Annotated in this window: 19 protein-coding genes; 7 read left to right on the top strand and 12 right to left on the bottom strand. The window is 70.8% G+C overall.

Annotated elements, in window-relative coordinates; all coding sequences use genetic code 11:
• Nucleotides 1–26: 26 nt before the first annotated feature.
• Entirely contained in the window at nt 27–1,400 is a 1,374-nt protein-coding gene (locus OG766_RS28005; RefSeq protein WP_266387688.1) for an FAD-dependent oxidoreductase, read from the top strand.
• Between the two features lie 66 nt (nt 1,401–1,466).
• Here OG766_RS28005 and OG766_RS28000 read toward each other — a convergent pair whose 3' ends face one another.
• Both OG766_RS28000 and hemE read right to left on the bottom strand, forming a co-directional pair.
• The gene (locus OG766_RS28000; protein ID WP_266387691.1) at nt 1,467–2,627 is read right to left on the bottom strand and encodes an acyltransferase family protein; all 1,161 of its coding nucleotides are present in this window, start codon (nt 2,625–2,627) and stop codon (nt 1,467–1,469) included.
• 41 nt (nt 2,628–2,668) lie between these two features.
• A complete protein-coding gene (gene hemE, locus OG766_RS27995; RefSeq protein ID WP_328727536.1) occupies nt 2,669–3,676 on the bottom strand; it encodes a uroporphyrinogen decarboxylase in 1,008 nt (335 codons plus the stop codon).
• Between the two features lie 196 nt (nt 3,677–3,872).
• Between hemE and OG766_RS27990 the strand changes: the two genes are divergently transcribed.
• The 5 genes from OG766_RS27990 (at nt 3,873) to OG766_RS27970 (ending at nt 10,807) form a co-directional block, all read left to right on the top strand.
• Nucleotides 3,873–4,547, top strand: coding sequence for a DUF3000 domain-containing protein (locus OG766_RS27990; protein WP_266387692.1), 675 nt, complete (start codon nt 3,873–3,875; stop codon nt 4,545–4,547).
• A gap of 302 nt (nt 4,548–4,849) precedes the next feature.
• Nucleotides 4,850–5,512: a helix-turn-helix transcriptional regulator gene (locus tag OG766_RS27985; protein WP_093651875.1), complete on the top strand. Its 663-nt coding sequence runs from the start codon at nt 4,850–4,852 to the stop codon at nt 5,510–5,512.
• Nucleotides 5,513–5,590: 78 nt separating this feature from the next.
• Nucleotides 5,591–6,883 (top strand): ribonuclease D, encoded by a 1,293-nt coding sequence (locus OG766_RS27980; RefSeq protein ID WP_328726477.1) that lies wholly within the window; start codon nt 5,591–5,593, stop codon nt 6,881–6,883.
• Between the two features lie 571 nt (nt 6,884–7,454).
• A complete protein-coding gene (locus OG766_RS27975) occupies nt 7,455–8,681 on the top strand; it encodes a thiolase family protein (protein ID WP_266387697.1) in 1,227 nt (408 codons plus the stop codon).
• Complete coding sequence (locus OG766_RS27970; RefSeq protein ID WP_328726476.1) at nt 8,678–10,807, top strand: 3-hydroxyacyl-CoA dehydrogenase NAD-binding domain-containing protein; 2,130 nt, start codon at nt 8,678–8,680, stop codon at nt 10,805–10,807. Before OG766_RS27975 ends, OG766_RS27970 begins: the two co-directional genes overlap by 4 nt.
• 176 nt (nt 10,808–10,983) lie before the next feature.
• On the opposite strand, the gene OG766_RS27965 is transcribed toward OG766_RS27970, so the two are convergent.
• Complete coding sequence (locus tag OG766_RS27965; RefSeq protein WP_266387703.1) at nt 10,984–12,150, bottom strand: hypothetical protein; 1,167 nt, start codon at nt 12,148–12,150, stop codon at nt 10,984–10,986.
• Nucleotides 12,151–12,265: 115 nt separating this feature from the next.
• Here OG766_RS27965 and OG766_RS27960 point away from each other — a divergent pair, with 115 nt between their 5' ends.
• Complete coding sequence (locus tag OG766_RS27960; RefSeq protein ID WP_328726475.1) at nt 12,266–12,637, top strand: NTP pyrophosphohydrolase; 372 nt, start codon at nt 12,266–12,268, stop codon at nt 12,635–12,637.
• 78 nt (nt 12,638–12,715) lie between these two features.
• Here the strand turns inward: OG766_RS27960 and OG766_RS27955 are convergent, their stop codons facing one another.
• The 9 genes from OG766_RS27955 to OG766_RS27915 form a co-directional block, all read right to left on the bottom strand.
• Nucleotides 12,716–14,347, bottom strand: a complete 1,632-nt coding sequence (locus OG766_RS27955; RefSeq protein ID WP_328726474.1) for an ArnT family glycosyltransferase — start codon at nt 14,345–14,347, stop codon at nt 12,716–12,718.
• 85 nt (nt 14,348–14,432) lie between these two features.
• On the bottom strand, nt 14,433–15,944 hold the full coding sequence (locus OG766_RS27950; protein WP_328726473.1) for an amino acid permease: 1,512 nt from the start codon (nt 15,942–15,944) through the stop codon (nt 14,433–14,435).
• A 166-nt stretch (nt 15,945–16,110) separates the two neighbouring features.
• Nucleotides 16,111–18,045 carry a 1-deoxy-D-xylulose-5-phosphate synthase gene (gene dxs, locus OG766_RS27945; RefSeq protein ID WP_328726472.1) on the bottom strand — a complete coding sequence of 645 codons (1,935 nt, stop codon included), beginning with the start codon at nt 18,043–18,045 and terminating at the stop codon, nt 16,111–16,113.
• 211 nt (nt 18,046–18,256) lie between these two features.
• Nucleotides 18,257–19,552, bottom strand: a complete 1,296-nt coding sequence (locus OG766_RS27940; RefSeq protein WP_266387717.1) for a sugar ABC transporter permease — start codon at nt 19,550–19,552, stop codon at nt 18,257–18,259.
• The gene (locus OG766_RS27935; protein WP_266387720.1) at nt 19,549–20,337 is read right to left on the bottom strand and encodes an ATP-binding cassette domain-containing protein; all 789 of its coding nucleotides are present in this window, start codon (nt 20,335–20,337) and stop codon (nt 19,549–19,551) included. Before OG766_RS27935 ends, OG766_RS27940 begins: the two co-directional genes overlap by 4 nt.
• 185 nt (nt 20,338–20,522) lie before the next feature.
• The gene (locus OG766_RS27930; protein WP_266387722.1) at nt 20,523–21,635 is read right to left on the bottom strand and encodes a substrate-binding domain-containing protein; all 1,113 of its coding nucleotides are present in this window, start codon (nt 21,633–21,635) and stop codon (nt 20,523–20,525) included.
• Nucleotides 21,636–21,755: 120 nt separating this feature from the next.
• Nucleotides 21,756–22,955, bottom strand: coding sequence for an ROK family transcriptional regulator (locus OG766_RS27925; protein ID WP_266388816.1), 1,200 nt, complete (start codon nt 22,953–22,955; stop codon nt 21,756–21,758).
• A 708-nt stretch (nt 22,956–23,663) separates the two neighbouring features.
• Nucleotides 23,664–24,536, bottom strand: a complete 873-nt coding sequence (locus tag OG766_RS27920) for a carbohydrate ABC transporter permease (protein WP_328726471.1) — start codon at nt 24,534–24,536, stop codon at nt 23,664–23,666.
• Nucleotides 24,533–25,588: a carbohydrate ABC transporter permease gene (locus OG766_RS27915; RefSeq protein ID WP_266387727.1), complete on the bottom strand. Its 1,056-nt coding sequence runs from the start codon at nt 25,586–25,588 to the stop codon at nt 24,533–24,535. Before OG766_RS27915 ends, OG766_RS27920 begins: the two co-directional genes overlap by 4 nt.
• Between the last annotated feature and the right edge of the window lie 2 nt (nt 25,589–25,590).

Here is a 25,590-nt window from a genome sequence, read left to right as displayed (position 1 = left end):
GACTGCTGCCCCGTAGCGTGTTCCGTATGGAACGACTGGTGGTCATCGGCGGCGACGCGACGGGCATGTCCGCCGCGTCGCAGGCCCGCAGGCTCAAAGGCCCGGAGGATCTGGAGATCGTCGCGTTCGAACGGTCACATTTCACGTCGTACTCCGCGTGCGGCATCCCGTACTGGGTCGGCGGCGACGTGGACGACCGGGACGCGCTGATCGCGCGGACGCCCGAGGAGCACCGGGCCCGCGCGATCGACCTGCGGACGCGTACCGAGGTCACCGAGCTGGACCTCGCGGGGCAGCGGGTCAGGTCACGGGATCTGGAGTCGGGCGCCGAGTCGTGGACGGCCTACGACAAGCTCGTCATCGCCACCGGCGCCCGGCCGGTGCGCCCGCGGCTGCCCGGGATCGACGCACCGGGTGTGCACGGGGTGCAGAACCTCGAGGACGGGCAGACGCTGCTGGACACGCTGGCCGCCGCGCGGGGCCGCCGCGCCGTGGTGGTCGGCGCGGGCTACATCGGCGTGGAGATGGCCGAGGCGCTGCTGAAGCACGGCTTCGAGGTCACGGTCGTCAACCGGGGCGAGCAGCCGATGGCGACGCTCGACCCCGACATGGGCCGGCTGGTGCACGAGGCGATGGACGGCCTCGGCATCACCACCGTGAACGACGCCGAGGTCACCAAGATCCTCACCGCTCCCGACGGCCGGGTCCGCGCGGTCGCGACCGAGGAGGCCGAGTACCCGGCGGATGTCGTGGTGCTCGGCATGGGTGTGGAGCCCGAGACGAAGCTGGCGCGCGCGGCCGGGTTGCCGCTCGGGGTGTACGGCGGCCTGCTCACCGACCTCGCGATGCGGGTGCGCGGGTACGGGAACGTCTGGGCGGGCGGCGACTGCGTCGAGGTGCTGGACCTCGTGTCCGGCCGCGAACGCCACGTCCCCCTCGGCACCCACGCCAACAAGCACGGCCAGGTCATCGGCGCGGGCGTCGGCGGCGGCTACGCGACCTTCCCCGGCGTCGTCGGCACGGCGGTGAGCAAGGTCTGCGACCTGGAGATCGCCCGTACCGGTCTGCGGGAGCGGGACGCCCTGGACGTGGGCCTGCGCTTCGTGACGGTCACCGTCGAGTCGACGAGCCGCGCGGGCTACTACCCGCAGGCCGCCCCGATGACGGTGAAGATGCTCGCCGAGCTTCGCACGGGACGGCTGCTGGGCGTCCAGATCGTGGGCCGCGAGGGCGCGGCGAAGCGCGTGGACATCGCGGCGGTCGCGCTGACCGCCGGGATGACGGTGGAGCGGATGACGGCCCTGGATCTGGGGTACGCCCCGCCGTTCTCGCCGGTGTGGGACCCGGTCCTGGTGGCGGCGCGCAAGGCGACGGCGGCGGTGCGGAAGGCGGAAGGCTGACCGGCACCCGCTTGCGCACGGCCGGCCCGCCCGCCGCGTCCCCGCGCGGGGCCGGCCGGCGGTGCCTCAGTCCACGGCTCGCCGAGGCGAACCCTGCCCGTACTTCCCGGGCTCGGCGAGCGCCCGGTTCAGCCGCTGCTTGAGCGGGCGGGCCAGCGGCTTCTCCACCAGCCGGTGCACCAGCCAGGAGACGACCAGCATGCCGCCGACGAGGAGGCCGACCAGGAGGTAGCCCGGTACCCGTGACTCCAGTACGCCGATGAGCTCCCAGCCGATGTTCTGGTGCAGCAGGTACAGGGGGTAGGTGGCGGCGCCCGCGTACGGCAGCCAGCGCCAGTTCATCCAGGACAGCTTCCCGGTGGCGACGAGGCCCATCAGGCCGAAGGAGACCGCGAGGACCGCCACGACGGGCCAGAACGGGACCGGGTCGTCGAAGTAGCGCAGCGTGCGGCTCCACGTGCTGCGGGCGGAGGGCACGGCCGCTCCGAAGCACAGCAGCACGATGCCGGTGAGCAGCAGCGTCGGCCGGAACCGGTACATGAGGTAGAACGCCATTCCGGCGATGAAGTACCAGCAGTGCTGCGGCATGATCATGAGCCGGAGGGCGTCGTCGCCGAACTTGCTGAACGCCATGCCCGCCACGGCCCAGACGCAGCAGAAGACGACGACGCGCCGGTAGGTCAGACCCCGCCAGGCCACGATCGCGAACAGGAGGTAGAAGCGCAGTTCGGCGAAGAGGGTCCAGTACACGCCGTCGACCATGCGGACCCCGAGCGGCTCCTGGAGCATGGTCAGATTGGTCAGCACGTCCGGCCACGGCAGGGGAGTCTGCCCGCCCGGTACGAGCAGCAGGACCGCGGTGGTGGCGAGGACGGCGAACCAGTACGCCGGGTAGAGCCGTGTCACCCGGGAGACGAAGAAGTCCCCCACCGACCGGCCCCAGCAGCTCATGCAGATGACGAAGCCGCTGATGAGGAAGAACAGCTCGACGCCCAGCCAGCCGTAGGCGGCGAACGGGAAGGCCGTCGGAAACATGGCCTGCCCGGAGGCCGACCAGGCCTCGCCACGGGCCAGGTAGTGGTACGCCACCACCATCAGCGCGGCGAGCAGCCGGAGGCCGTCCAGTGCGGTGATCCGCCCGCGCCGGGGCGCGGGCACGACTATGTGATGGGGCGCCGGCTCCTGCCGCTGGCGCGGCAGGGCGAGCGTCGGTATGTCAGGTGTCACGGAGGGCCGATCCCCGGGTCTTGCGCGTTCCGAGTGAGGGTCTAGCGCGCGGTCTGGGCGTGTACGTACTCCACGAGCCGGGTCAGGGCGTCGGGGTCGGTGGTGGGCAGAACCCCGTGGCCGAGATTGAAGATGTGGCCTTCCAGGCCGCTCGCCGCCTCCAGGACCTCGCGGGTCTTGGTCTCCACCGCCTCCGGGGTGGAGAACAGGACCGCCGGGTCCAGGTTGCCCTGGAGCGCCTTGCCGGGGCCGACGCGGCGGGCGGCCTCGTCGAGGGGGACGCGCCAGTCGACGCCGACGACGTCCGCACCGGCCTCGCCCATCAGGCCGAGCAGCTCGCCGGTGCCGACGCCGAAGTGGATGCGCGGGACGCCGTACTCCTCGACCGCCCGGAACACCTTCGCCGATGCGGGCATGACCGAGCGCCGGTAGTCGGCGGGGGCCAGGGCGCCGACCCAGGAGTCGAAGAGCTGCACGGCGCTCGCGCCCGCCTCGATCTGCACCTTCAGGAAGGCCGAGGTGATCTCCGCGAGCCGGTCCAGCAGGTCGGCCCACAGCTGCGGGTCGCCGTACATCAGCGCCTTGGTGTGCTCGTGGTTGCGGGACGGGCCGCCCTCGACGAGGTAGCTGGCGAGGGTGAAGGGCGCGCCGGCGAAGCCGATGAGCGGGGTGGCGCCCAGTTCACCGGTGAGCATCCCGATGGCTTCGGTGACATATGACACGTCATCGGGGGTGAGGTCACGCAGCCGTGCGAGGTCCTCACGGCGGCGGATCGGCTCGGCGACGACCGGGCCGACGCCCGGCTTGATGTCGAGATCGATCCCGATGGCCTTGAGCGGGACGACGATGTCGCTGAAGTAGATCGCGGCGTCGACCTTGTGGCGGCGCACCGGCTGCAGCGTGATCTCCGTGACCAACTCGGGCTGCATGCACGACTCGAGCATCGGAATGCCTTCGCGCACCTTCAGGTACTCGGGCAGCGACCGGCCGGCCTGCCGCATGAACCAGACCGGCGTGTGCGGCACGGGCTCGCGCCGGCACGCCTTCAGGAAGGCGGATTCGCCGACGGCGGCGGTCTTCGTCTGCCGGCTCGAGGAAGGGGTGTCCCCGGCTCGGGCGAAGCCTCGAGCCGGCGGAAGGTCGTTGGCGCTCACGCCCAGAATCTTCGCATGTGCGCGCAAGGAGCATGCGCGGGGCGGGTGTCCCTCCCTGCGCGCGGCCCGCGTTCCGCCTACTCTTCCCCGCATGGCTGCGGCTCAGGGACAGTTTTCCGATCCATCCGACGGCGCCGAAGGCACGGACAGTGCGGAGCGGAACTCCGTCCCGCCCGCGTTCCGGCTCGCGGTCGAAGCGCTGCGCACGGCACGGCTGCGGCCCGAGATCGAGGTGGACGCGGCCCGGCCGCCCCAGCGCCTCGCGCCGCACGCGTACGCGCTCGAGGCGGCTGTCGTCGACGACGGTGAGGATCTCGCGGACGGCCGGCTGGTCCTGCTCCACGACCCGGCCGGTCACGAGGCATGGCAGGGCACCTTCCGGCTGGTGACGCTCGTACGCGCGGAGCTTGAGCCCGAGATGGCGGCGGACCCGCTGCTGCCGGAGGTGTGCTGGTCCTGGCTGACCGGTGCGCTGGAGGCGCGAGGTCTGTCGTACGGGGAGCCGAGCGGCACCGTCACCCGGGCGGGGTCTCACTACTTCGGTGGACTCGGCGACCGCCGCCCGGCGACCCAGATCGAGATCCGCGCCTCCTGGACACCGCGCGCGGGCCGCGACGGTGTCCCGGACACCGCGACGCACCTGGCCGCATGGTGCGACCTGCTGTGCCAGATCGCCGGCCTGCCCCCGGCCGGCCCCGCGGGCGTCGCGGAGTGCGCCGCCGGCGTGGTCTCCCTGCCCCAGCGGCGGGGCCCGCACGCACCGTAGGGTCCGGGGCGCGGGCACGGGACGCGAAGCACGAGGCGCCGGGCTGTGGAGGCGAGTGCGGGGCGGTGGCCGGGTGCTCGCCGCCCGCCGCCGCGCGGGCGGACCACGGACGGACGGCACCCGTGCGGGCTCATACGATGATCGATCACGCGTCCGAATTGCCGGAATTGTTACTCACCAAATCGTGATCTTTCTCTAAAGGCGTCCGGGTTTGCTGCCGAAGAGGTGGTGACCCTTCAAGCACGGTTCGCCCCGGCTTCATCCCCGAGCCGGCTCCGTCCCCCACCTTCCCAGGAGGCCTGGTGTCCGTTCTCCTCGAGCAGCCCGCAAGCCTGGTCGCCTACCGCCCGAACAAGCCGACGGCCATGGTCGTCGTGGCCGACCCGCGCGTCCGCTCCACCGTCACCCGCCACCTGTGGGCGCTCGGGGTGCGCGATGTCATCGAGGCGTCGTCCATCGCGGAGGCCCGCCCCCGCGTCGGCAACCCGCGCGACATCTGCGTGGCCGACGTCCACCTGCCCGACGGAAGCGGGCTCACCCTCCTGTCCGAGACCCGCGCCGCGGGCTGGCCCAACGGCCTCGCCCTCTCCGCCGCCGACGACATCGGCGCGGTACGCAACGCGCTGGCCGGCGGGGTCAAGGGCTATGTCGTGACCGGTACGCGTACGAACCTCGGCCACCCCACCCGCCCCGGAGCCGCCCCCATCGGCGCCGCGGCCGCCCGGCTGCACCGCCGTCCCCCCGGCGCTCCGAGCCACCCGGGCGGCTACCGCGAGCTGTCCGGTCGCGAGGTGGAGGTCCTCCGGCTGGTCGCCGAGGGACAGTCGAACAAGGCGATCGGCGTGTCGATGGGCCTGTCGGCGCTGACGGTGAAGAGCCACCTCGCCCGTATCGCCCGCAAGCTCGGTACCGGGGACCGCGCCGGAATGGTGGCGGTGGCGCTGCGTACCGGCATCATCCACTGACTCCTTGACACCACACCCGCGCCCGTCGACGGAACGTTCCGTCGACGGGCGCTTGCCGTTCACAGATACCCTTGACAGGTGACCGACGCCCAAGAGACCGCAGCAGAGACAGTCCTGCGAACCACCGGGGGCGGCCCCCCGGACGACGGCGTCTCAGGCGTCTCGGTCGGGGAGCAGCCGATCCCGCTGCTGGAGCCGCGCGAGGGCATCCCCCCGGTGGTGTCCACCCCCGAGGCCCTCGAATCCGTCATCGCCGCGTTCGCCGCCGGCAGCGGGCCCGTGGCCGTGGACGCCGAGCGGGCGTCCGGCTACCGCTACGGGCAGCGCGCCTACCTCGTACAGCTGCGCCGCGAAGGCGCCGGCACCGCGCTCGTCGACCCGGTCGGCTGCCCCGATCTGTCCGGACTCGGCGAGGCACTCGCCGGCACCGAGTGGATCCTGCACGCCGCCACCCAGGACCTGCCGTGTCTGCGCGAAATAGGCATGACGCCGACCCTGCTCTTCGACACCGAGCTGGCGGGACGGCTCGCGGGCTTCCCCCGGGTGGGCCTCGGCGCGATGGTCGAGTCGGTGCTCGGCTACGCGCTGGAGAAGGGCCACTCGGCGGTGGACTGGTCGACGCGGCCGCTGCCCGAGCCCTGGCTGCGCTACGCGGCGCTCGACGTCGAGCTGCTCGTCGATCTGCGGGACGCGCTGGAGAAGGAGCTGGACCGGCAGGGCAAGCTGGAATGGGCGCGGCAGGAGTTCGAAGCGATCGCCTCGGCCCCGCCCGCCCCGCCGCGCAAGGATCCCTGGCGGCGTACGTCGGGGATGCACAAGGTGCGGCGCCGGCGTCAGATGGCGGTCGTACGGGAGCTGTGGACCGCGCGCGACCAGGTGGCGCAGCGACGGGACGTGTCGCCCGGCAAGGTGCTCAGTGACGCGGCGATCGTCGAGGCGGCGCTGACCCTTCCGCTGAACCTGACCGCGCTCACGGCCCTGTCCGGCTACGGGCACCGCATGGGCCGGCGCCAGCTGGAGCAGTGGCAGGCGGCGGTGGACCGGGCACGGGCGCTGCCGGACGCGGAGCTGCCGCAGCCGGGACAGCCGGTGGCGGGGCCGCCTCCGCCGCGGTCCTGGGCGGACAAGGACCCGGAGGCCGCGGCGCGGCTGTCCGCGGCGCGTGCCGCGGTCTCCTCGCTCGCGGAGCAGCTGAACCTGCCGCAGGAGAACCTGATCACTCCGGACACGGTCCGTCGCCTGTGCTGGGAGCCACCGGCGGACCTGTCACCGGAGGCGGTGTCGGCGGCGCTGACGGCGCTGGGTGCGCGGGCATGGCAGGTCGAGCAGGTGACCCCGCTGCTGACCCGGGCCCTGCAGGCGACGGCCTGACCTCCGCGGACCCGGGCCGGTCAGCGCCGGTCAGGCCCGGTCAGGGCCGTCGCACGCCGAACGGGTACTCCCGGGCGGCCGACGCGTCCTGGACAAGACCCTGGACCCGCCGCCTGCCGCCTGCCGCCTGCCGAAGCGAATGCCTCGTGCCGCGCGGTCGCCGGAAGCCGTGAGCGACCCGCTCCGGCAGGCCGGGCGAGCAGGCCGAAGCCACTGCCGCCCGGCCCCCGGCGGCGCCGGTCCGGCTGCGCGCCACTGAGGCCGACCCGTCGCCGCCGCCGGCCGGGGACGTCGCGTCGCCGGCGGCGCCCGACCGGATCGAGGCGCTCCCGCGGGCCTGACCTGCCGCGACGGGACCGCGAAGGGGCGGCGGAGGGCCCGCGAAGAGCCCGCGTCGCCATGGCACGGCCCGCCGGGCGGGCGAATGCGCCGGCCTTCGTGGTGTGACGTTCGCCGCTACCGGCACAGGGGGTGGGCAGCATGGTTACCCACAAGTAGCATGAGGGAAGCAAGCGCACGCTCAGGAGCGTGCCCGCAGCAGTGCCACCCCGCACCCTGGAGGAGAGCCATCGTGCCTCGTACCGTCAGGGACGTCGTCTTCGTCGACGGCGTCCGCACCCCGTTCGGCAAGGCGGGCCCGAAGGGCATCTACCACGAGACCCGAGCCGACGATCTCGTCGTCAAGGCGATCCGGGAGCTGCTGCGCCGCAACCCGGACCTCGACCCCAAGAAGATCGACGAGGTCGCCATCGCCGCGACCACGCAGATCGGCGACCAGGGTCTGACCATCGGCCGCACCGCCGGCATCCTCGCGGGGCTGCCGCAGTCCGTGCCCGGTTACTCCATCGACCGCATGTGCGCCGGTGCGCTGACCGCCGTGACCTCGGTCGCCGGCAGCGTCGCCTTCGGTGCGTACGACATCGCCATCGCCGGCGGTGTCGAGCACATGGGCCGCCACCCGATGGGCGAGGGCGTCGACCCGAACCCGCGCTTCGTGTCGGAGAAGCTCGTCGACGAGTCGGCCCTCTTCATGGGCATGACCGCCGAGAACCTGCACGACCGCTACCCCACGATCACCAAGCAGCGCGCCGACGAGTACGCCGTGCGCTCGCAGGAGAAGGCCGCCAAGGCGTACGCCAACGGCAAGATCCAGCAGGACCTGGTGCCGGTGTCGGTGCGCCGCACCAACCCCGAGGCCGGCGAGACCGGCTGGGGCCTGGTCACCGCCGACGAGCCGATGCGCCCGGGCACCACGCTGGAGAGCCTCGCCGGCCTGAAGACGCCGTTCCGGGTCCACGGCCGCGTCACCGCCGGCAACGCCGCGGGGCTGAACGACGGCGCCACCGCCTCGCTCATCGCCTCCGAGGACTTCGCCCGCGAGAACAACCTCCCGGTCAAGATGCGCCTCGTCGCGTACTCCTTCGCCGGCGTCGAGCCCGAGGTCATGGGCTACGGCCCCATCCCCGCGACCGAGAAGGCCCTCGCCCAGGCGGGTCTGTCCATCGAGGACATCGGCCTGTTCGAGATCAACGAGGCCTTCGCCGTCCAGGTGCTGGCCTTCCTCGAGCACTACGGCATCGCCGACGACGACGCCCGCGTCAACCAGTACGGCGGCGCCATCGCCTTCGGCCACCCGCTCGCCTCCTCCGGCGTGCGTCTGATGACGCAGCTTGCGCGCCAGTTCGAGGAGCAGCCGGAGGTCCGTTACGGCCTCACCACGATGTGCGTCGGCTTCGGCATGGGCGCCACCGTGATCTGGGAGAACCCGCACCACAAGGACGCCGGAGGCAACAAGTGAGCACCACCGCTGAGCTCCTGAAGGGCGCGGCCGAGCTGTTCCCGGACGAGGTCGTCACGCAGGCGCACGTACGCCACCTCGACCTGCCGGGCGGCGCGGGCCGGTTCGCCCTCATCACGCTGGACAACGGCCTGGACCACACCAAGCCGACCACCTTCGGCCCGCAGTCGCTCGCGCACCTCGACACCGCGATCGACCAGGTCGAGAAGGAGGCGTCCGAGGGCGCGATCGTCGGCGCCGGCATCACCGGCAAGCCGTTCATCTTCGCCGTCGGCGCCGACCTCAAGGGCGTCGAGCTGCTGAAGCAGCACTCGGACGCGCTCGCCATCGGCAAGGGCGGCCACGACGTCTTCAAGCGGCTGTCCTTTCTTGCGGTCCCCACGTTCGCGTACTACAACGGCGCGGCGATGGGCGGCGGTGTCGAGGTCGGTCTGCACTGCACCTACCGCACGGTGTCGAAGGCCCTGCCGGCGTTCTCGCTGCCCGAGGTCTTCCTCGGTCTGGTCCCGGGCTGGGGCGGCTGCACGATCCTGCCGAACCTGATCGGCGCGGACCGCGCGGTCTCGGTCATCATCGAGAACTCGCTCAACCAGAACAAGCAGCTCAAGGGCAAGCAGGTCTTCGAACTCGGCATCGCCGACGCTCTCTTCGAAGGCGCCGACTTCCTGGAGCAGTCGCTGATCTGGACCGCGTCCGTCCTCAAGGGCGAGATCGCGATCGAGCGCGCCACCGTCGACCGCGGCGAGGCCTGGGACGCGGCGGTCGCCCGCGGCCGGTTCATCGCCGACTCCAAGGTGCACGGGGCGGCCCCGGCCGCCTACCGCGCCCTCGACATCGTCGAGGCGGCCAAGGACGGCGACCTGCAGAAGGGCTTCGACGCCGAGGACGTCGCGCTCGCCGACCTGATCATGGGCGGCGAACTGCGCTCCGGCATCTACGCCTTCAACCTGGTGCAGAAGCGCGGCAAGCGCCCCGCCGGTGCCCCGGACAAGTCGCTGGCCCGCCCGGTCACCAAGGTCGGCGTCGTCGGCGCCGGTCTGATGGCCTCTCAGCTGGCGCTGTTGTTCCTGCGCCGCCTCGAGGTGCCGGTGGTCCTCACCGACATCGACCAGGTGCGCGTCGACAAGGGTGTGGGCTACGTCCACGTCGAGATCGAGAAGCTGCTGGGCAAGGGCCGGATCAACCAGGACAAGGCCAACCGCCTCAAGGCCCTGGTGACCGGTGTCCTCGACAAGGCCGAGGGCTTCGCGGACGCGGACTTCATCATCGAGGCCGTGTTCGAGGAGATGTCCGTCAAGCAGAAGGTGTTCGCCGAGGTCGAGGCCGTCGCCCCGGCGCACGCGATCCTCGCCACCAACACCTCCTCGCTGTCGGTCTCGGAGATGGCGTCCAAGCTCCAGCACCCGGAGCGCGTCGTCGGCTTCCACTTCTTCAACCCGGTCGCGGTGCTGCCGCTGCTGGAGATCGTCCGCGGTGAGCAGACGGACGACGCGTCGCTGGCCACCGCGTTCGGTGTCGCGAAGAAGCTGAGGAAGACCGCGGTGCTGACGAAGGACGCCCCGGCGTTCGTCGTGAACCGCATCCTGACCCGCTTCATGGGCGAGATCCAGAACGTCATCGACGAGGGCACCCCGGTCGCCACCGCCGAGAAGGCGATCGAGCCGCTCGGTCTGCCGATGTCGCCGCTGGTCCTGCTGGAGCTGGTCGGCCCGGCGATCGGTCTGCACGTCTCCGAGACGCTGAACCGGTCCTTCCCGGAGCGCTTCACGGTGTCCCCGAACCTGAAGGCGGTCGTCGAGGCCGGCAAGCGCGGCTTCTACGTGTACGACTCCGGGAAGCCGGAGCTGGACCCGGAGGTCGCCGCGCTGCTGAAGCAGGGCGACAGCGTCCTGACGGAGGAGCAGGTCCGCGCCCGTGTCCTGGACGCGGTCGCGCAGGAGATCGGGCTGATGCTGGAGGAGGGTGTCGTCGCCGAGGCGCAGGACATCGACCTCTGCCTGATCACGGGCGCCGGCTGGCCCTTCCACCTGGGCGGCATCACGCCGTACCTGGACCGCGAGGGCGTCAGCGAGCGCGTGAACGGCAAGCGGTTCCTGGCGCAGGGCGTGGCGAGCGTCCCGGCGTGACGCCACAGGCGGCATGACGAAGGGCCGTACGGGATCCCGATCCCGTACGGCCCTTTCGCCTACCGCCCGCGCGACGGACGCCCTGGCACTCGGCACGCTCGCCTCGGCCCGGTCCCCCGCCGCGGCCCGCGGCCGGACGCGCTCCCGGGCCCGGCCGGCTCTTCGCGCGGCGTCGCTCAGACCGCGATCCAGGCCTCCATCGCCAGTCCCGATTCCGCCTTCTGGCGTGTCACCCGCAGGGTGCCGTCCGCGCCGAACGCGGCCAGGACCACACGGCCGTTGCCGTCGATCGCGAGGGCCGGGGCGCCGACGCACGGCTCGCCCGTGGGTGTCCAGTCGGCGCCGGCCGTCTCCTCCTCGGTCGGGTAGGCGGCGAGCGCGGGACGTCCGTCGGCGCCGCGCTGGGCGAGGATCACGCAGTCGTGGCCGTCGACGGGCGTACGGAGCAGGGCGACCGGGCCGCTGCCGCCCGCACCGCCGAGTGCCACGGGGGCGGCCAGGCCCTCGCGCCAGGCGTGGACGGTGCCGGTCGAGGCGTCCCGCCAGACGTGGGTGAGCCGCTCACGGCCCGTGCGTTCGGAGCTGACCGATCCGTCGGTGGCCGAGGCCTCGATGTCCCCGGCGCGCTGGAACTTCACGCCCTGGGTCTCCTGGGTCCACCGCAGGACGCCGTCCTCGGCCGGGGCGAGGATCTCCATCAGCCCGTGGTCGGTGAGGGCGGCCGCGGGGACGCCCAGCATGCCGCTGCCCTTGAGGTCGGCCCACTTGTTCCACTTGCCGTTCGGCACCTGGGCGCGGCCGCAGACCCCGCCGCCCGCGTTGCGCACGAAGACGTGGAGGGATCCCTCGGCGTCCACGACGGCCGCCGGGAGCCCCGTCTGCGCGGCGAGCGAACGGTCCTGCGGGTACGGCGTGCCCAGCGCGTACCAGTCCCGCATGGGGCGGCCCGACTGGTACTGGATGCTCTGCACGACGTCCGTGGCCGTCTCGCCGCCCGCGACCGGGGTGCGCCGCAGTCCGACGAGCTGCACATAGCCGTCGGCGCCCTGGGCGATCGCGAGGTACGGCACCAGCCCGGGGGCGCGGAACAGCTCGGGGCCGGTCCACTCGGGCCCGCCGGGCCGCTTCTCGGTCCAGCGCAGCACGCCCTCGGGGGCCGGGGCGTACGCGGAGAGCCGGCCGTCCTTGCCCCGCAGCAGCCAGCCGGTGGTCGGCGGGAGGGAGGGATCGGCGGGCAGTGAGGTGCTCGCGCGGGCGGCGCGGTGCGTCCGGCTTCCGGCGTCCCCGGTGCCGGGGGCGGTGCCCGTTCGACGCTTCGACCTCCGCGCAGACCGCAATGACATGGCCCGTTGCCCACCTTCCCTGAGCGCCGTACAAGCGCTTGATTTACGTGACGATAACACTCGGCGACATCCCCGATCGGCCCACCCGGAGACCGCCCTGTGCCAGGCTTCCCACATGCGGATTCTCTTGATCGTCGATGCCGCGAACGTGGTCGGTTCGGTCCCGGACGGCTGGTGGCGCGACCGCTTCGGCGCGACCGAGCGGCTGCGCGACGGACTCGCCCCGTTCGCCGAGGAGGGTATCGCCGGACATCCGGGACCGGCCGAGGTGGTGCTGGTCGTCGAGGGGTGGGCGCGGGGTGTGGAGTCCGTGCCGGGCGTACGGGTCGAACCGGCGGCCGGCAGCGGCGACGACCGCATCGTGGAGCTGGTCGCCGAGGCGCCCGGCCGTACCCGGGTCGTCGTCACGGCCGACCGCGCGCTGCGGGAGCGCGTCGAGGCCCTGGGGGCGCTCTGCGCGGGGCCCCGGACGGTGCGCCCGGTCTGACCCGGGCCCGGGACCGCGCGGCCGTCACCCTCCCGTCGGGTCATCCCGTCGGGGGCGATCACCCTCCCGTGTGGCGGGTCACCGTCCCGTCGTACGGACGTACAACACCGCGCCGTCGACCGGGTCCGGCAGCTGCCGGTAGTACCGGGCGAGCAGCCGGCGCAGGGTGGGCAGCCGTTCCGCGGCGTACGGCTTGCCGCGCGAGTCGTCGACGATCAGCGCCGGCGGGCTGCCGTGCAGTTCGCGTACGAGAACGGGCCAGGTGCCCGCCATCCCGTACCGCTCGCCGACCTGGGGACCGTCGCGGCCTCCGCTGTAGTTGGTGAGCAGTCCTGCGGTCAGGTAGCGGCTGGCGGGGTCGCGGTCGGCGAGCCAGTACGTCTCCGGGTGCATCCCCCACAGCAGCACGCGCTCCTGCGGGGCGGTGCGGTGCCGTACCTCGGCGGCGAGCCGGAGGGCGTGGGCCAGTTCGGGGCGGGGCGCCAGCAGGCCCCAGGTGAGGAAGAGCGCACAGGCGCCGGCGGAGCCGAGCAGCGCGGTGGCGAGCCGGGTGCGCGGCAGGACCTGCAGGGCGGCCGTCGCGAGCAGGACGAGGGGCGGCAGGAGCTGCAGGTAGTAGTGACCGAAGAAGTGGAGGCCGAGGAGGACCGCGGCCGCGGAGGAGGCCAGCCACAGCCACAGGTCCGCGGCCCCGGTCCTGGCGATCCTGAGGACGCGTACGACGGGCGGAACCAGTCCGGCGCAGGCGGCGCCGAGGAGGGCGGTGTTCGCCAGGCCCCGGGAGAGGACGTGCAGTTCGGAGCCGGTGAAGGCGGCGTAGGCGCCCGATCCGGTCACCGTCCAGAAGACGAAGCCCGACGGGTCGGTCAGCAGCGCGGCCGCCGCCGGCGGCAGGGCGAACGCGAGTCCCAGCCGCAGCAGACCGGCCCGCCGTGCGCACGTGCCGCGCTCGCAGGGGCCGGAGGGGCCTCGTGCGGACGGGCCGCGTGGTGAGGGGCGGCGCGGGGAGGGTCTGCGGGGCGGGGGTCTGCGGGGCGAGGAGCGCCAGAGCAGCCACAGCACGGGGACGAGGACGGCCCCGCCGGTCTGTTTCACCAGGACCGCCCCGGCGACGGCGAGGCCGGCGGCGCCCCAGCGGCCCTTCCCCGCGTACATCACGGCGGCGGCGGTGAAGGGGAGCATGAAGATCTCGAAGGTGGCCGCCTGTGCGTCCTCGGGGTTCAGGCCGATCGAGACCAGCAGATAGAGGACGCCGGCGGTGCGCCCCGCGCGGTCGCCCCAGCGTTCGCGTGCGGTGGCCGCCAGGACGAGGGCGGTGAGCAGCTGGGAGAGGACGGCGAGGACCTTGAGCGGGCGGAGCGACTCGTCGCCGAAGACCGCGAAGGTCGCCGCGTACAGCCAGGGCAGCAGGGGTGGTTTGCGGTCGACGACGGTCTCGTACAGCTCGCCCCCGTCGGCGAGCATCCGCGCCTGGACGGCGAGGAAGCCCTCGTCGGGGTTCCACAAGGTGTGCCGGAACGAGGGCAGCCGGGTCACGACGGCGAGCACGGCGAGGACGGGAAGCAGCCGCCGCCAGTAGCCGGCCGGTGCCGGTGCCCCGCCGCCCGGAGCCACGGCCACGGGCTCGGTCCTGGGAACGGCCGTCCTCGGTGCGGGTACGGACGGGGGCGCGGCTGCGGACGGCGCTGAGGGCGGCGGCTCGACGAGCATGCGCACACACTAGGGCCCCGTATGCCCCCTTATGGGGGGACATACGGGGCCGAAAGGCACCATGCGGCGTCCCGCGATACGGCGTCTAGTACTTGGCGTCCTTGCCCGCCTTGCCGAGGCGGCTGTGGGAGCGGCCGTACAGGTAGTAGACGACGACGCCGATCGCCATCCAGACGGCGAAGCGCAGCCAGGTCTCGGACGGCAGGTTCAGCATCAGCCAGAGCGACGCCGCGATCGAGATGATGGGGAGCGTCGGCACCCACGGGGTGCGGAAGGCCCGGGGCAGGTCGGGGCGGGAGCGGCGCAGGATGATGACGCCGAGGGCCACGATCACGAAGGCGAAGAGCGTGCCGATGTTCACCAGGGCCGCGAGCGCCTCGAGGCTGGTGAAGCCCGCGATGACGGCGATGACGCAGCCGAGCACGATCGTCGCCCGGTGGGGGGTCCGGAACTTCGGGTGGGTGACGGAGAAGAAGCGCGGCAGCAGCCCGTCACGGCTCATCGCGAAGAACACCCGGGTCTGGCCCAGGAGCAGGATCATGCAGACGGTGATGAGTCCCACGACCGCGCCGAGGCTGATGGCACCGGCGAAGAAGGGCTGGTTGACGGACTTGAAGGCGTCGGCGAGCGGCGCGGTCGCCGACATCTCCTTGTAGTTCTGCATCCCGGTGACGACGAGCGTCACGGCCACGTACAGCACGGTGCAGACGAGCAGCGAGCCCAGGATGCCCCGGGGCATGTCCCGCTGAGGGTTCTTGGTCTCCTCGGCCGCGGTGGCGACGACGTCGAACCCGATGAAGGCGAAGAAGACGATGGACGCCGCGGTGAAGATGCCCATGACGCCGAAGTTGGTGGGCTCGTAGCCGAACAGCACCTGTACCAGGGGCGCCGTGAGGCCGCTGCCCGTCTCCTGCGCCTCGGCCGGGGGGACGAATGGGGAGTAGTTGTCGGCCTTGATGAAGAACAGGCCCGCGACGATGACCAGCAGGACCACGGTCACCTTGATCGCGACGACGATCGCGGTGATCCGGGCGGACAGTTTCATGCCGATGACCAGGATGGCGGTCAGCGCCAGGATGAGCAGGAAGGCCAGCAGGTCGAAGTGCCCTCCCGCATCGGGTCCCGACAGCGCGGGGGGCATGTCCCAGCCGAGATTGGTCGCCAGGAGGTGCCGCGCGTACCCGGACCAGCCGACCGCGACCACGGCGGTGCCGAGCGCGAACTCCAGGACCAGGTCCCAGCCGATGATCCAGGCCGGCAGTTCGCCGATGGAGGCGTAGGAGAACGTGTACGCGGAGCCGGCCACCGGCACGGTGGACGCGAATTCCGCGTAGCAGAGCGCCGCCAGTGCGCAGACGACGCCCGCGGCGACGAAGGACAGGGCGGTCGCGGGCCCGGCGTTCTCCTTGGCGGCGATACCGGTGAGCACGAAGATGCCCGTGCCGATGATGACGCCGACGCCGAAGACGGTCAGGTCCCAGGCGGAGAGGGACTTCTTCAGCGCGTGCTCGGGCTCCTCGGTGTCCCGGATCGACTGCTCGACCGTCTTGGTCCGGAACGCCCCGGTGTTCCTCGGGGGCTGTTGCTGTGTGCTCACCGGCGTACCTCCGTACCCATGGCCATAGATCCATGATCGAGAGGGGTGCGGGACCTCGCCCGCCCTCGGAGGCCGTTTCACACGAAAGGACCGGCCGGAAACCTCATTCGGTACTCCGACCGGCCCAATCCGTCTGCCGGGGTGTGTGCGCCGGACGGCGTCCGGATCAGTCGCGCGCGGGCTCCGGAGCCTCGGCCGGCTCGCCGTCGAGACGACCGTCGAGGCGGCCGCCGAGCTTGGCGACGAGACCCGTGACCTGCCGGGCGATGTCCGGCGCGGTCAGCCCGATCTCGGCCATGACCTCCTTGCGGGAGGCGTGGTCGAGGAAGCGCGGCGGGATGCCGAAGTCACGCAGCGGCAGGTCCACACCGGCGTCGCGCAGCGCCTGGGAGACGGCGGCACCGACGCCGCCGACGCGGCTGTTGTCCTCGACGGTGACGACGACCCGGTGCTGCTCGGCGAGCGGCGCGAGGGCCTCGTCGACCGGCTTGACCCAGCGGGGGTCGACGACGGTCGTGGAGATGCCCTGCTTGTCGAGGAGGTCGGCGATCTCCAGGCACATGGGCGCGAGGGCGCCGACGGAGACCAGGAGCACATCGGGCCTGTCCGTGCCCGGCTCGCGCAGGACGTCCATGCCACCGACCCGGCCGACGGCCGGCACGGCGGGGCCGACCACGCCCTTGGAGTAGCGCACCACGGTCGGGGCGTCCTTGACCTCGACGGCCTCGCGGAGCTGGGCGCGCAGCTGCTGGGCGTCGCGCGGGGCCGACATCCGCAGGGTGGGGACGACCTGGAGGATCGACATGTCCCACATGCCGTTGTGGGAGGCGCCGTCGTCGCCGGTGACACCGGCGCGGTCCAGGACGAACGTGACGCCGCACTTGTGCAGTGCCACATCCATCAGGACCTGGTCGAAGGCGCGGTTGAGGAACGTCGCGTAGACGGCGAAGACCGGGTGGACGCCGCCGGTGGCGAGACCGGCCGCAGAGGTCGCGGCGTGCTGCTCGGCGATGCCGACGTCGTACACCCGGTCGGGGAACGCCTCGGCGAACTTCTTCAGTCCGACGGGCTGGAGCATCGCCGCGGTGATCGCGACGATGTCCTCGCGCTCCTTGCCGAGCTTGACCATCTCCTCGCCGAAGACCGAGGTCCAGCTGGCGGCCGAGGTCTTGACGGGCAGCCCGGTGTCGGGGTGGATCGGGCCGATGCCGTGGAAGCGGTCGGCCTCGTCCTGTTCCGCGTGCTGGTAGCCGCGGCCCTTCTCGGTGAGGCAGTGCACGATGACCGGGCCGCCGAACCGCTTGGCGCGGGTCAGCGCGGACTCCAGGGCCTCCATGTCGTGGCCGTCGATGGGGCCGACGTACTTGAGGCCGAGGTCCTCGAACATGCCCTGGGGCGCGATGAAGTCCTTCAGGCCCTTCTTGGCGCCGTGCAGGGTCTCGTAGAGCGGCTTCCCGACGACCGGCGTGCGATCGAGGATCTCCTTCGTACGGGCCAGGAAGCGCTCGTAGCCGTCGGTGGTGCGGAGCGTGGCGAGGTGGTTGGCGAGGCCGCCGATCGTCGGGGCGTAGGAGCGCTCGTTGTCGTTGACGACGATGACGAGCGGACGGTCCTTGGCCTCGGCGATGTTGTTCAGCGCCTCCCAGGCCATGCCGCCGGTCAGCGCGCCGTCACCGATGACGGCGACGACGTGGTCGTCCTTCTGCAGCACCTCGTTGGCTTTGGCGAGGCCGTCCGCCCAGCCGAGGACGGTGGAGGCGTGCGAGTTCTCGATGACGTCGTGCTCGGACTCGGCGCGCGAGGGGTAGCCGGACAGGCCGCCCTTGGCGCGCAGCTTCGTGAAGTCCTGGCGGCCGGTCAGCAGCTTGTGCACATAGCTCTGGTGTCCGGTGTCGAAGAGCACCTTGTCGTTCGGGGAGTCGAAGACGCGGTGCAGGGCGATGGTCAGCTCGACCACGCCGAGGTTGGGGCCGAGGTGTCCGCCGGTCTTGGAGACGGCATCCACGAGGAAGGTGCGGATCTCTGCGGCCAGCTGGTCGAGCTGCTCCGGGCTGAGCCGGTCCAGATCGCGCGGTCCCCTGATACGGGTCAGCAGCGGCACCCGTGCCTCCTTGCGTGTGAGCTGGTCGAGCTTGGCAACGATTTGTCGAGTCTAATGTTCCGCTCGCAGCGCCTGTCATCGGGCGGGGCCTTGAGCGTCACGCCTTTGGCGGACATCCCCCCTGTGTCCCCCGCGTGCGTCCCCCGTGGTCCTGTGAACACGCAGCAGTGCCCGGCGCCGGTTCCGGCGCCGGGCACTGCGGTATGGGCCGTTACGCGCGGCCCGCGGTCTTCTGCGTCTTGCGCGTGACCGAGTCGATCACGACGGTCGCGAGGAGCACACCACCGGTGATCATGTACTGGATCGGCGTGGCGATGCCTTCGAGCGCGAGTCCGTACTGGATCGAGACGATCACCATGACGCCGAGCAGCGCGTTCCAGGTCCGGCCGCGGCCGCCGAAGAGGCTGGTGCCGCCGATGACGGCCGCCGCGATGACGTTCATCAGGAGGTCACCGGCGCCGGCGCTCTGGTTGGCCGCCGCGATCTTGGAGGCCCAGAACAGGCCGCCGACGGCGGCGAAGGTGCCCGCGATGGCGAAGACCGAGATCCGCACCGCCGTGACGTTGATGCCGGCTCGGCGGGAGGCCTCGACGCTGCCGCCGAGCGCGAAGATCTTCCGGCCGTACGCGGTGCGCCGCAGGACGAAGTCCGTGAGCACCAGGACCGCCAGGAACAGCACCAGTGCCAGGGGCAGGCCCTTGTACTGGTTGAACATGAACGCGGCGGCGAAGGCGACGACGGCGAGCAGCACCGTGCGGAACACGATGTCGTTGAGCGGCCGGGACGGCACTCCGGCGGCCTCACGGCGACGGCTGTCGACGAACGACGAGAGGAAGAACACGGCCACGGCCACCGCGGCCAGGCCGTAGGCAGCCGCCACGTCCGAGAAGTAGTACGTGGTCAGCTTGCCGATGACACCGTCGCCGTCCAGGTTGATGGTGCCCTGGTCGCCGAGGAGCTGGAGCATGAAGCCCAGCCAGAAGAGCAGTCCCGCCAGGGTGACGGCGAACGCGGGTGCGCCGATCCTCGCGAAGAAGAAGCCGTGGAGGGCGCCTATGGCCGCGCCGCTCGCGATCGCGACGAGCACGGCGAGCCACTCGTTCATCCCGTGGGTGACGCTGAGTACGGCCACGATCGCGCCCGACACACCGCTGACCGAGCCGACCGAGAGGTCGATCTCACCGAGCAGTAGCACGAAGATGATGCCGACGGCCATCATGCCGGTGGCGACCATCGTGACCGCGATGTTGCTGAGGTTCTGCGCGGAGAGGAAGTTCGAGTTCAGGCTCTGGAAGATGACGCAGATCAGGATCAGGCCGATGACGACGGGGATGGAGCCCAGGTCACCGGCGTGCATCTTGCGCCGGAACTCCGCGACGTAGCCCTTGAGGCCCTGCTCGCGCACCAGCAGCCGGGGGTCGACCGCGGTGACCGCGTTCTGTGCGGCGTCCGGGTTCACCACCTGGTGCTCGGTGTCGGCGGGTGCCGAAGTCTTGTCGATGCTCACTTCTGCGCCTCCGAGGTGCGCGCCGCACGACGGGTCACGGCGTTGTCCGTGGCGCCGGTGATGGCGGAGATGATCTCTTCCTGCGAGGTGGACTTGACGTCGAAGACGCCGTTGTTCCGGCCGAGCCGGAGTACTGCCACCTTGTCCGCGACGGCCTTCACATCGGCCATGTTGTGGCTGATGAGGATGACCGCGTGACCGCGCTCGCGCAGCCGCTCCACGAGGTCGAGCACCTGGGCGGTCTGCTCGACGCCGAGGGCGGCGGTGGGCTCGTCGAGGATGACGAGCTTGGGCTCGCCGAGCATCGAACGGGCGATGGCCACGGTCTGGCGCTGACCGCCGGAGAGCGAGGCGATCGGGATCCGGACGCTGGGGATGCGGATCGACAGGGTGCTCAGCAGCTCGCGGGAGCGGCGCTCCATCTCGACCTCGTCGAGGATTCCGCGCCTGCGCAGCTCCCGGCCGAGGTAGAGGTTGCCGACGACGTCGATGTTGTCGCACAGCGCGAGGTCCTGGTAGACGGTCGCGATGCCCAGGCTCTGGGCGTCGTGCGGCCTGTTGATCGAGACCGCCTTGCCTTCCCATTCGATGACGCCCTCATCGATGGGGTGCACGCCGGCGATCGTCTTGACCAGGGTGGACTTTCCGGCGCCGTTGTCGCCTACGAGGGCGACCACCTCGCCGCCGTGGATCTCGAGCTCTACGTCGGTGAGCGCCTGAACGGCACCGAACCGCTTGGAGACCCCGCGCAACGCCAGCACGGGCGTAGCGGACACGTGAACCATCTCCTTCGCCGCCTGACCGGCGGGGATGCCGCGCCGGGGGGTGTGGCGCGGAGGTTGAGCAGAAGCAAAGGCAAGTGAAGAACGAGGAGAAGCGATTCTGTCCGGTGTCCCGCCCCGATAGCGGGGGCTGGAACGGGGCGGGGCACCGGGCAGGCTTCAGGGAGTGTCCCTCAGGGACGTGGTGCCTACTTCAGGCCGAGCGCGTCGCACGCGGCCTTGTACTTCGGCGTGCAGATCTCGGTGACGGTGTAGACGCCGTCCTTGATGACCGTGTCCTTGATGTTGTCCTTGGTCAGCGAGACGACCGGGACGAGCACCGACGGGACGGCCTTCGTGGTGGGGCTGTCGACCTTGGACGTGGCGATCGAGTCGAGCTTCTCGCCCTTGGCGAGCGCCACGGCCATCTCGGCCGCGGCGGCGGCCTCCGGCGCGTACGGCTTGTAGACGCTCATGAACTGCTCACCCGCGACGATGCGCTGCACACCGGCGAGCTCGGCGTCCTGGCCGGTGACGGGCGGGAGCTTGGCGAAGCCGCCGGCCTTCAGGGCGGTGATGATGCCGCCCGCCATGCCGTCGTTGGCGGAGTACACGCCGATGATCTTGTCCTTGCCGAGGGAGGAGATCGCCGCCTCCATGTTGGCGTTGGCGTTCTCCGGCTTCCACTCCTTGGTGTCGTACTCCTTGCCGATGTTCACCTTGCCCTCGAGCTCGGCCTTCGCGCCCTTCTTGAAGAGGGCGGCGTTCGGGTCGGTGATGGCGCCGTTCATCATCACGATCTGGCCGTCCTTGGCCTTGGCGCCGAGCGCCTCCAGCAGCGCCTTGCCCTGGACGTGGCCGACCTCTTCGTTGTCGAAGGAGGTGTAGGCGTCGATCGGGCCCTCGGCGAGGCGGTCGAAGGCGACGACGGGGATGCCCTCGTCCTTGGCCTTCTTCACGCTGCCCGCGATGGCCTTGGCGTCCACGGCGTCGACGATCAGCGCGTCCACCTTGTTGGTGATCATCGTGTCGACCTGCTGGGTCTGCAGCGTCGCATCCTGCTTGGCGTTGGCGTAGACGACCTTCGCCTTGCCGTTCGTGAGCTCGCTGATCTTCTTCTCGATGAGCGGCTTGTCGAACTTCTCGTAACGCGCGGTCTGGTTCTCGGGGAGCAGAAGACCGATGGTGATGTCGTCGCCCTTCGCGGCGCCGGTCTTGGAGCCGTTGTCCCCGGACTCCTTGGCGCTGCCGCAGGCGGCGAGGGACGCGGCCATCGCGGTGGCGGCCACGGCCACGGCGGCACGACGCATCTGCGTGTTCATTCAGAAACCTCCCTGACGAGGCCGCGTCGTTGCGGCCGAGGTGGCTGGAAGTCAACTCGGCCGCAACGCCAGCGTCAAGGAGTAAATCCTTAACGAGATGACAACGGTGCCATTCGTTATCTAAGTGAAGGCAGGCGTCCCGGCCGGGACCGAGCTGTCCAGAAGTGTCGAATCGCCCATTTCGCTCAGGACGAGGGCCAGTGCACCCAGCACCTCGGCCCGGCCTCCGAGCGCCCCCGGAAGCACCGAGAGCCGCCGCGCCGCGCTCGGGATCGCGTACCGGGAGACCGATTCACGGATCGGCGCCAGGACCAGCTCGCCCGCCTCGGCGAGGTTGCCGCCGAGCACCACCCTGCTGGGGTTCAGCAGGTTGCACAGGTTCGCCACCCCGCTGCCGATGTGCCGGCCCACGTCGGCGACCACCCGGCGGCAGCCAGGGTCGCCCTCGCGCGCCAGCTGCACCACGCGCTCCATGGTCAGATCGGGGCCGTGGCTGGGCTGCAGCAGCGGCAGGACGTACCGGGCGGCCGCGAAGGTCTCCAGGCAGCCGCGGTTGCCGCAGCGGCAGACCGGCCCCGACTCGTCCAGCGTGATGTGCCCGATCTCCCCGGCGGTGCCGCCGGGCCCCCGGTAGATCTGGCCCTCTATGACCAGACCGGCGCCCACCCCGCTGGCGACCTTGATGTACGCGAGGTCCTTCACCCCGCGGCCGCTGCCCCACACCAGCTCGCCCAGGGCGCCCAGATTGGCGTCGTTGTCGACGTACACCGGCACCCCGAGCCGCCGCGACAGCTCGTCGCTCGGGTTGATCCCGCTCCAGCCCGGCAGGATCGCGGTGGACCCGAGCGTCCCGGACTCCACGTCGATCGGCCCCGGTACGCCCAGACCCACTCCGACGATCTTGTCCTTCCCGATTCCGGTCGCCTCGATCAGCCGGGTGACCAGCTGTTCCGCCCGGTCGAAGCCCTGGGCGGAGGAGGCGTCGACGTCCAGCGGCTCGGACTCCTCGGCGAGGACCTGATGGGCCAGATTGCCGATGGCGACCCGCAGATGGGTGTGCCCGAAGTCGACGCCGATGACGATGCCGGCGTCACCGCTCAGCGAGACGCTGCGGGCCCGGCGGCCGCCCGCCGAGGTGGGGGTGACCTCGACGGTCCCGCCGTCCTTCAGCTCGCGAACGATGTTGGAGACCGTGGCGGCGGACAGGCCCGTGCTCCTGGCGATCTCGGCCTGGGTCAGCGAACCGGCCAGACGCACGGCACGTACGACCCGCTCAAGATTGGCCCGGTGCAGCGAGGACTGCGAGCCCGGAGTCTCCACGACCATCCACTCCCACCTCGACGGGACGGCGCGACGGCCGCGCCCGTCTGCCGGGGCACGGCGATGTGACCCCGGACTGTCTACAACTAGTGAAGTATAGGCTCGATGCACACGGTTACTGGCGTCAAGACCTTGATGAGACTGTGACCCAATACGTTCCGATTTTCGCCTCGCCTACGTGATGTCCTACTCGGTGACTCGAGTTTCACACTGTGCGGTTCGTCCACGCTGTGCTCACGAAGTTGGCCCGGCAAAGCATGATCGCGCCCGGTCGGCGCGGCGCCTGCCGCCCACCGCCGTGTACGCACACGACGAAGGCATCGGCGCCGGCCATCCCGTGCGGTCACAACTCGACGACCAAGGCGCCCATGCCCGAGGTTCAGGTGCTGGGCGTCGACGAGACGCGGCGCGGACGGCCCCGCCGGGAACAGACAGCGCCATTGGCACGTGGATGCTGACGCGCGATCGGTGGCCGACCGGCTTCGTCAACGCCATCGGCACCGGCGGCCCGCTCGGCCAGGTCAAGAGGTATCAGGTGAGGGCGGCGGAGACGACGGATCCGAAAGAGCACGGCCTTCGCTCGGGGCAAGGCACATGACGACGCGACGGCGTTGTTCGCCGAGCCGCGGCGGACGCACGCACCATGAAGCGAGACCAGCTGCCGAGGTCAACAATTGTTGACCTCGGCAGCTGGTCAGACGGCAGGCGTCAGCGGAAGGTGCCCTGCGACACCGAACCGGCGATCCGGCGTTGGAACAGGACGTACACGATCAGTACAGGCACCACCGTGACCACGATCGCCGCGAACAGCGCACCGTAGTCAATGTCGTAGACCTGCGAGGACGCGTAGGCAGCCATGCCCTGAGTCAGGACCCACTTGTCCTGGTCGGTGTTGAGCGCCACCGGCAGCAGGAACTGGTTCCACAACCCCAGGAAGTTGAAGATCGCCACCGCGGCCATGCCTGGACGTGCCATCGGCAACATCACCTGGAAAAACGCCCGCCAGTCACCGGCACCGTCGATCAACGCGGCCTCGTAGACGTCATGCGGCAGTGACCGGAAGAACGCATAGAGGAAGAACATCGTGAACGGCAGCGCGAACGCGACGTAGGTGAGGATCAGTCCCGGACGCGTGTTCAGCAACCCGAGGTTCTGTAGCTGGAAGAACAGCGGCACGATCGCCAGGAAGACGGGGAAGGTCAACCCGGCCAGCATCACGTAGTAGATCAGCCGACGCCCGGGGAACTCGAACCGGGCGAGGATGTAGGCGCACATCGCGCCCAACAACATCACCAGGAACAGCGCACAGACGACGACGATCACCGAATTCAGGAAGTACTTCCCGATGTTCGCGTCGGTCCACGCGTTCGAGTAGTTCTCGACCCTCCAGTGATCCGGAAGCGAGAACGGCGACGACAGGATCTCACCGGTCGACTTGAACGACGACATCAGCACCCAGAGCATGGGCACGATCACGATCACGGCCCACACGGTCAGCAAGGCGTGCGAGATCGTCGCAAACCTGCGGTCGCTGCTTGCGGAGGCTCTCACCAGCCTCCGGTCGGCGGCTACGGCGCTCATTGAGCACCTCCCTTAGCTCCAGCACGCCGAGCCTTGGACCCACGCGCATTCTCTTTGCCCTCGCCACCGCCGGTCAGGCGATTGACGGTGAACACCAGCACCGCGAACACCAGGGTGACAACGGCGAGGACGACCCCCATCGCGGTGGCGTATCCGAACTGCTGCTGCCGGAAGGCGACATTGAACAGCCGCTGACTGATCGTGAGGGTCGAGTTGTCCGGCCCACCGTTCGGCAACAGCGCCTGTACGAAGACGAACGCGTCCAACGCGGCGATGCCCAGGTAGATGTACGCCGTCTGCACACTGTCCCGGATCGCCGGCAGGGTGATCGAGATCGTTGTCCGGAACCGACCGGCCCCGTCGATCCTGGCCGCCTCGTACAGCTCGGCGGGAACTCCCTTGATCGCGGCGATGAAGAGCACCGCGTAGAACCCGACGAGCCCCCAGACGAAGACGAACATCAGGGACGGCATCGCGGTCGCCTTTTCGCCCAGCCAGGCGAACGCCTCGAACTGGTCAAGGCCGATCTTGGTGAGGAAGCCGTTGACCAGGCCGGCGTTCGGGTCGAACATCTGCGCCCAGATCAGGCCGACGATGATCGCCGGCACGACGTAGGGGAAGAACGAGATGATCCGGTAGAACGACGCCCCCCGGATCCCTCGGACGGGGCCCTTGCTGGGCCCGCCCAGGGTGATGGCCACCGCGACCCCGAGGGCGAGCGTCAACGTCACGAACGGCACGACGGCCGCCAGCAACGCGACATTGCGCAACGCCTTCAGGAAGACGTCGTCCTGGAACATCTTGGTGAAGTTGTCCAGCCCGACGAAGTTGTAGTCCGGGCTGAAGCCGCGCCAGTCGGTCATCGCCCAGTAGATCGCCTGGACGAACGGGATCAGGACGAAGGTCACGAAGACGGCCAGCGGGATACCGAGGAACGCGAGGAAGAACGTCACCCGGTCGAAGGTGAGCTTGCGGCGTCGGGGCCGCCCGCCGCGAGCGGCCGGCGTCGGCCGGTCGCTCGCGGTCTCGGGGATGGTGATTGTGTCACTCATGG

It is taken from the genome of Streptomyces sp. NBC_00259 (assembly GCF_036181745.1).
GTDB classification, from domain to species: Bacteria; Actinomycetota; Actinomycetes; order Streptomycetales; family Streptomycetaceae; genus Streptomyces; species Streptomyces pratisoli.
The sequence above is the reverse complement of the archived record's forward strand: the minus strand, read 5'-3'. Positions and strand labels throughout refer to the sequence as shown.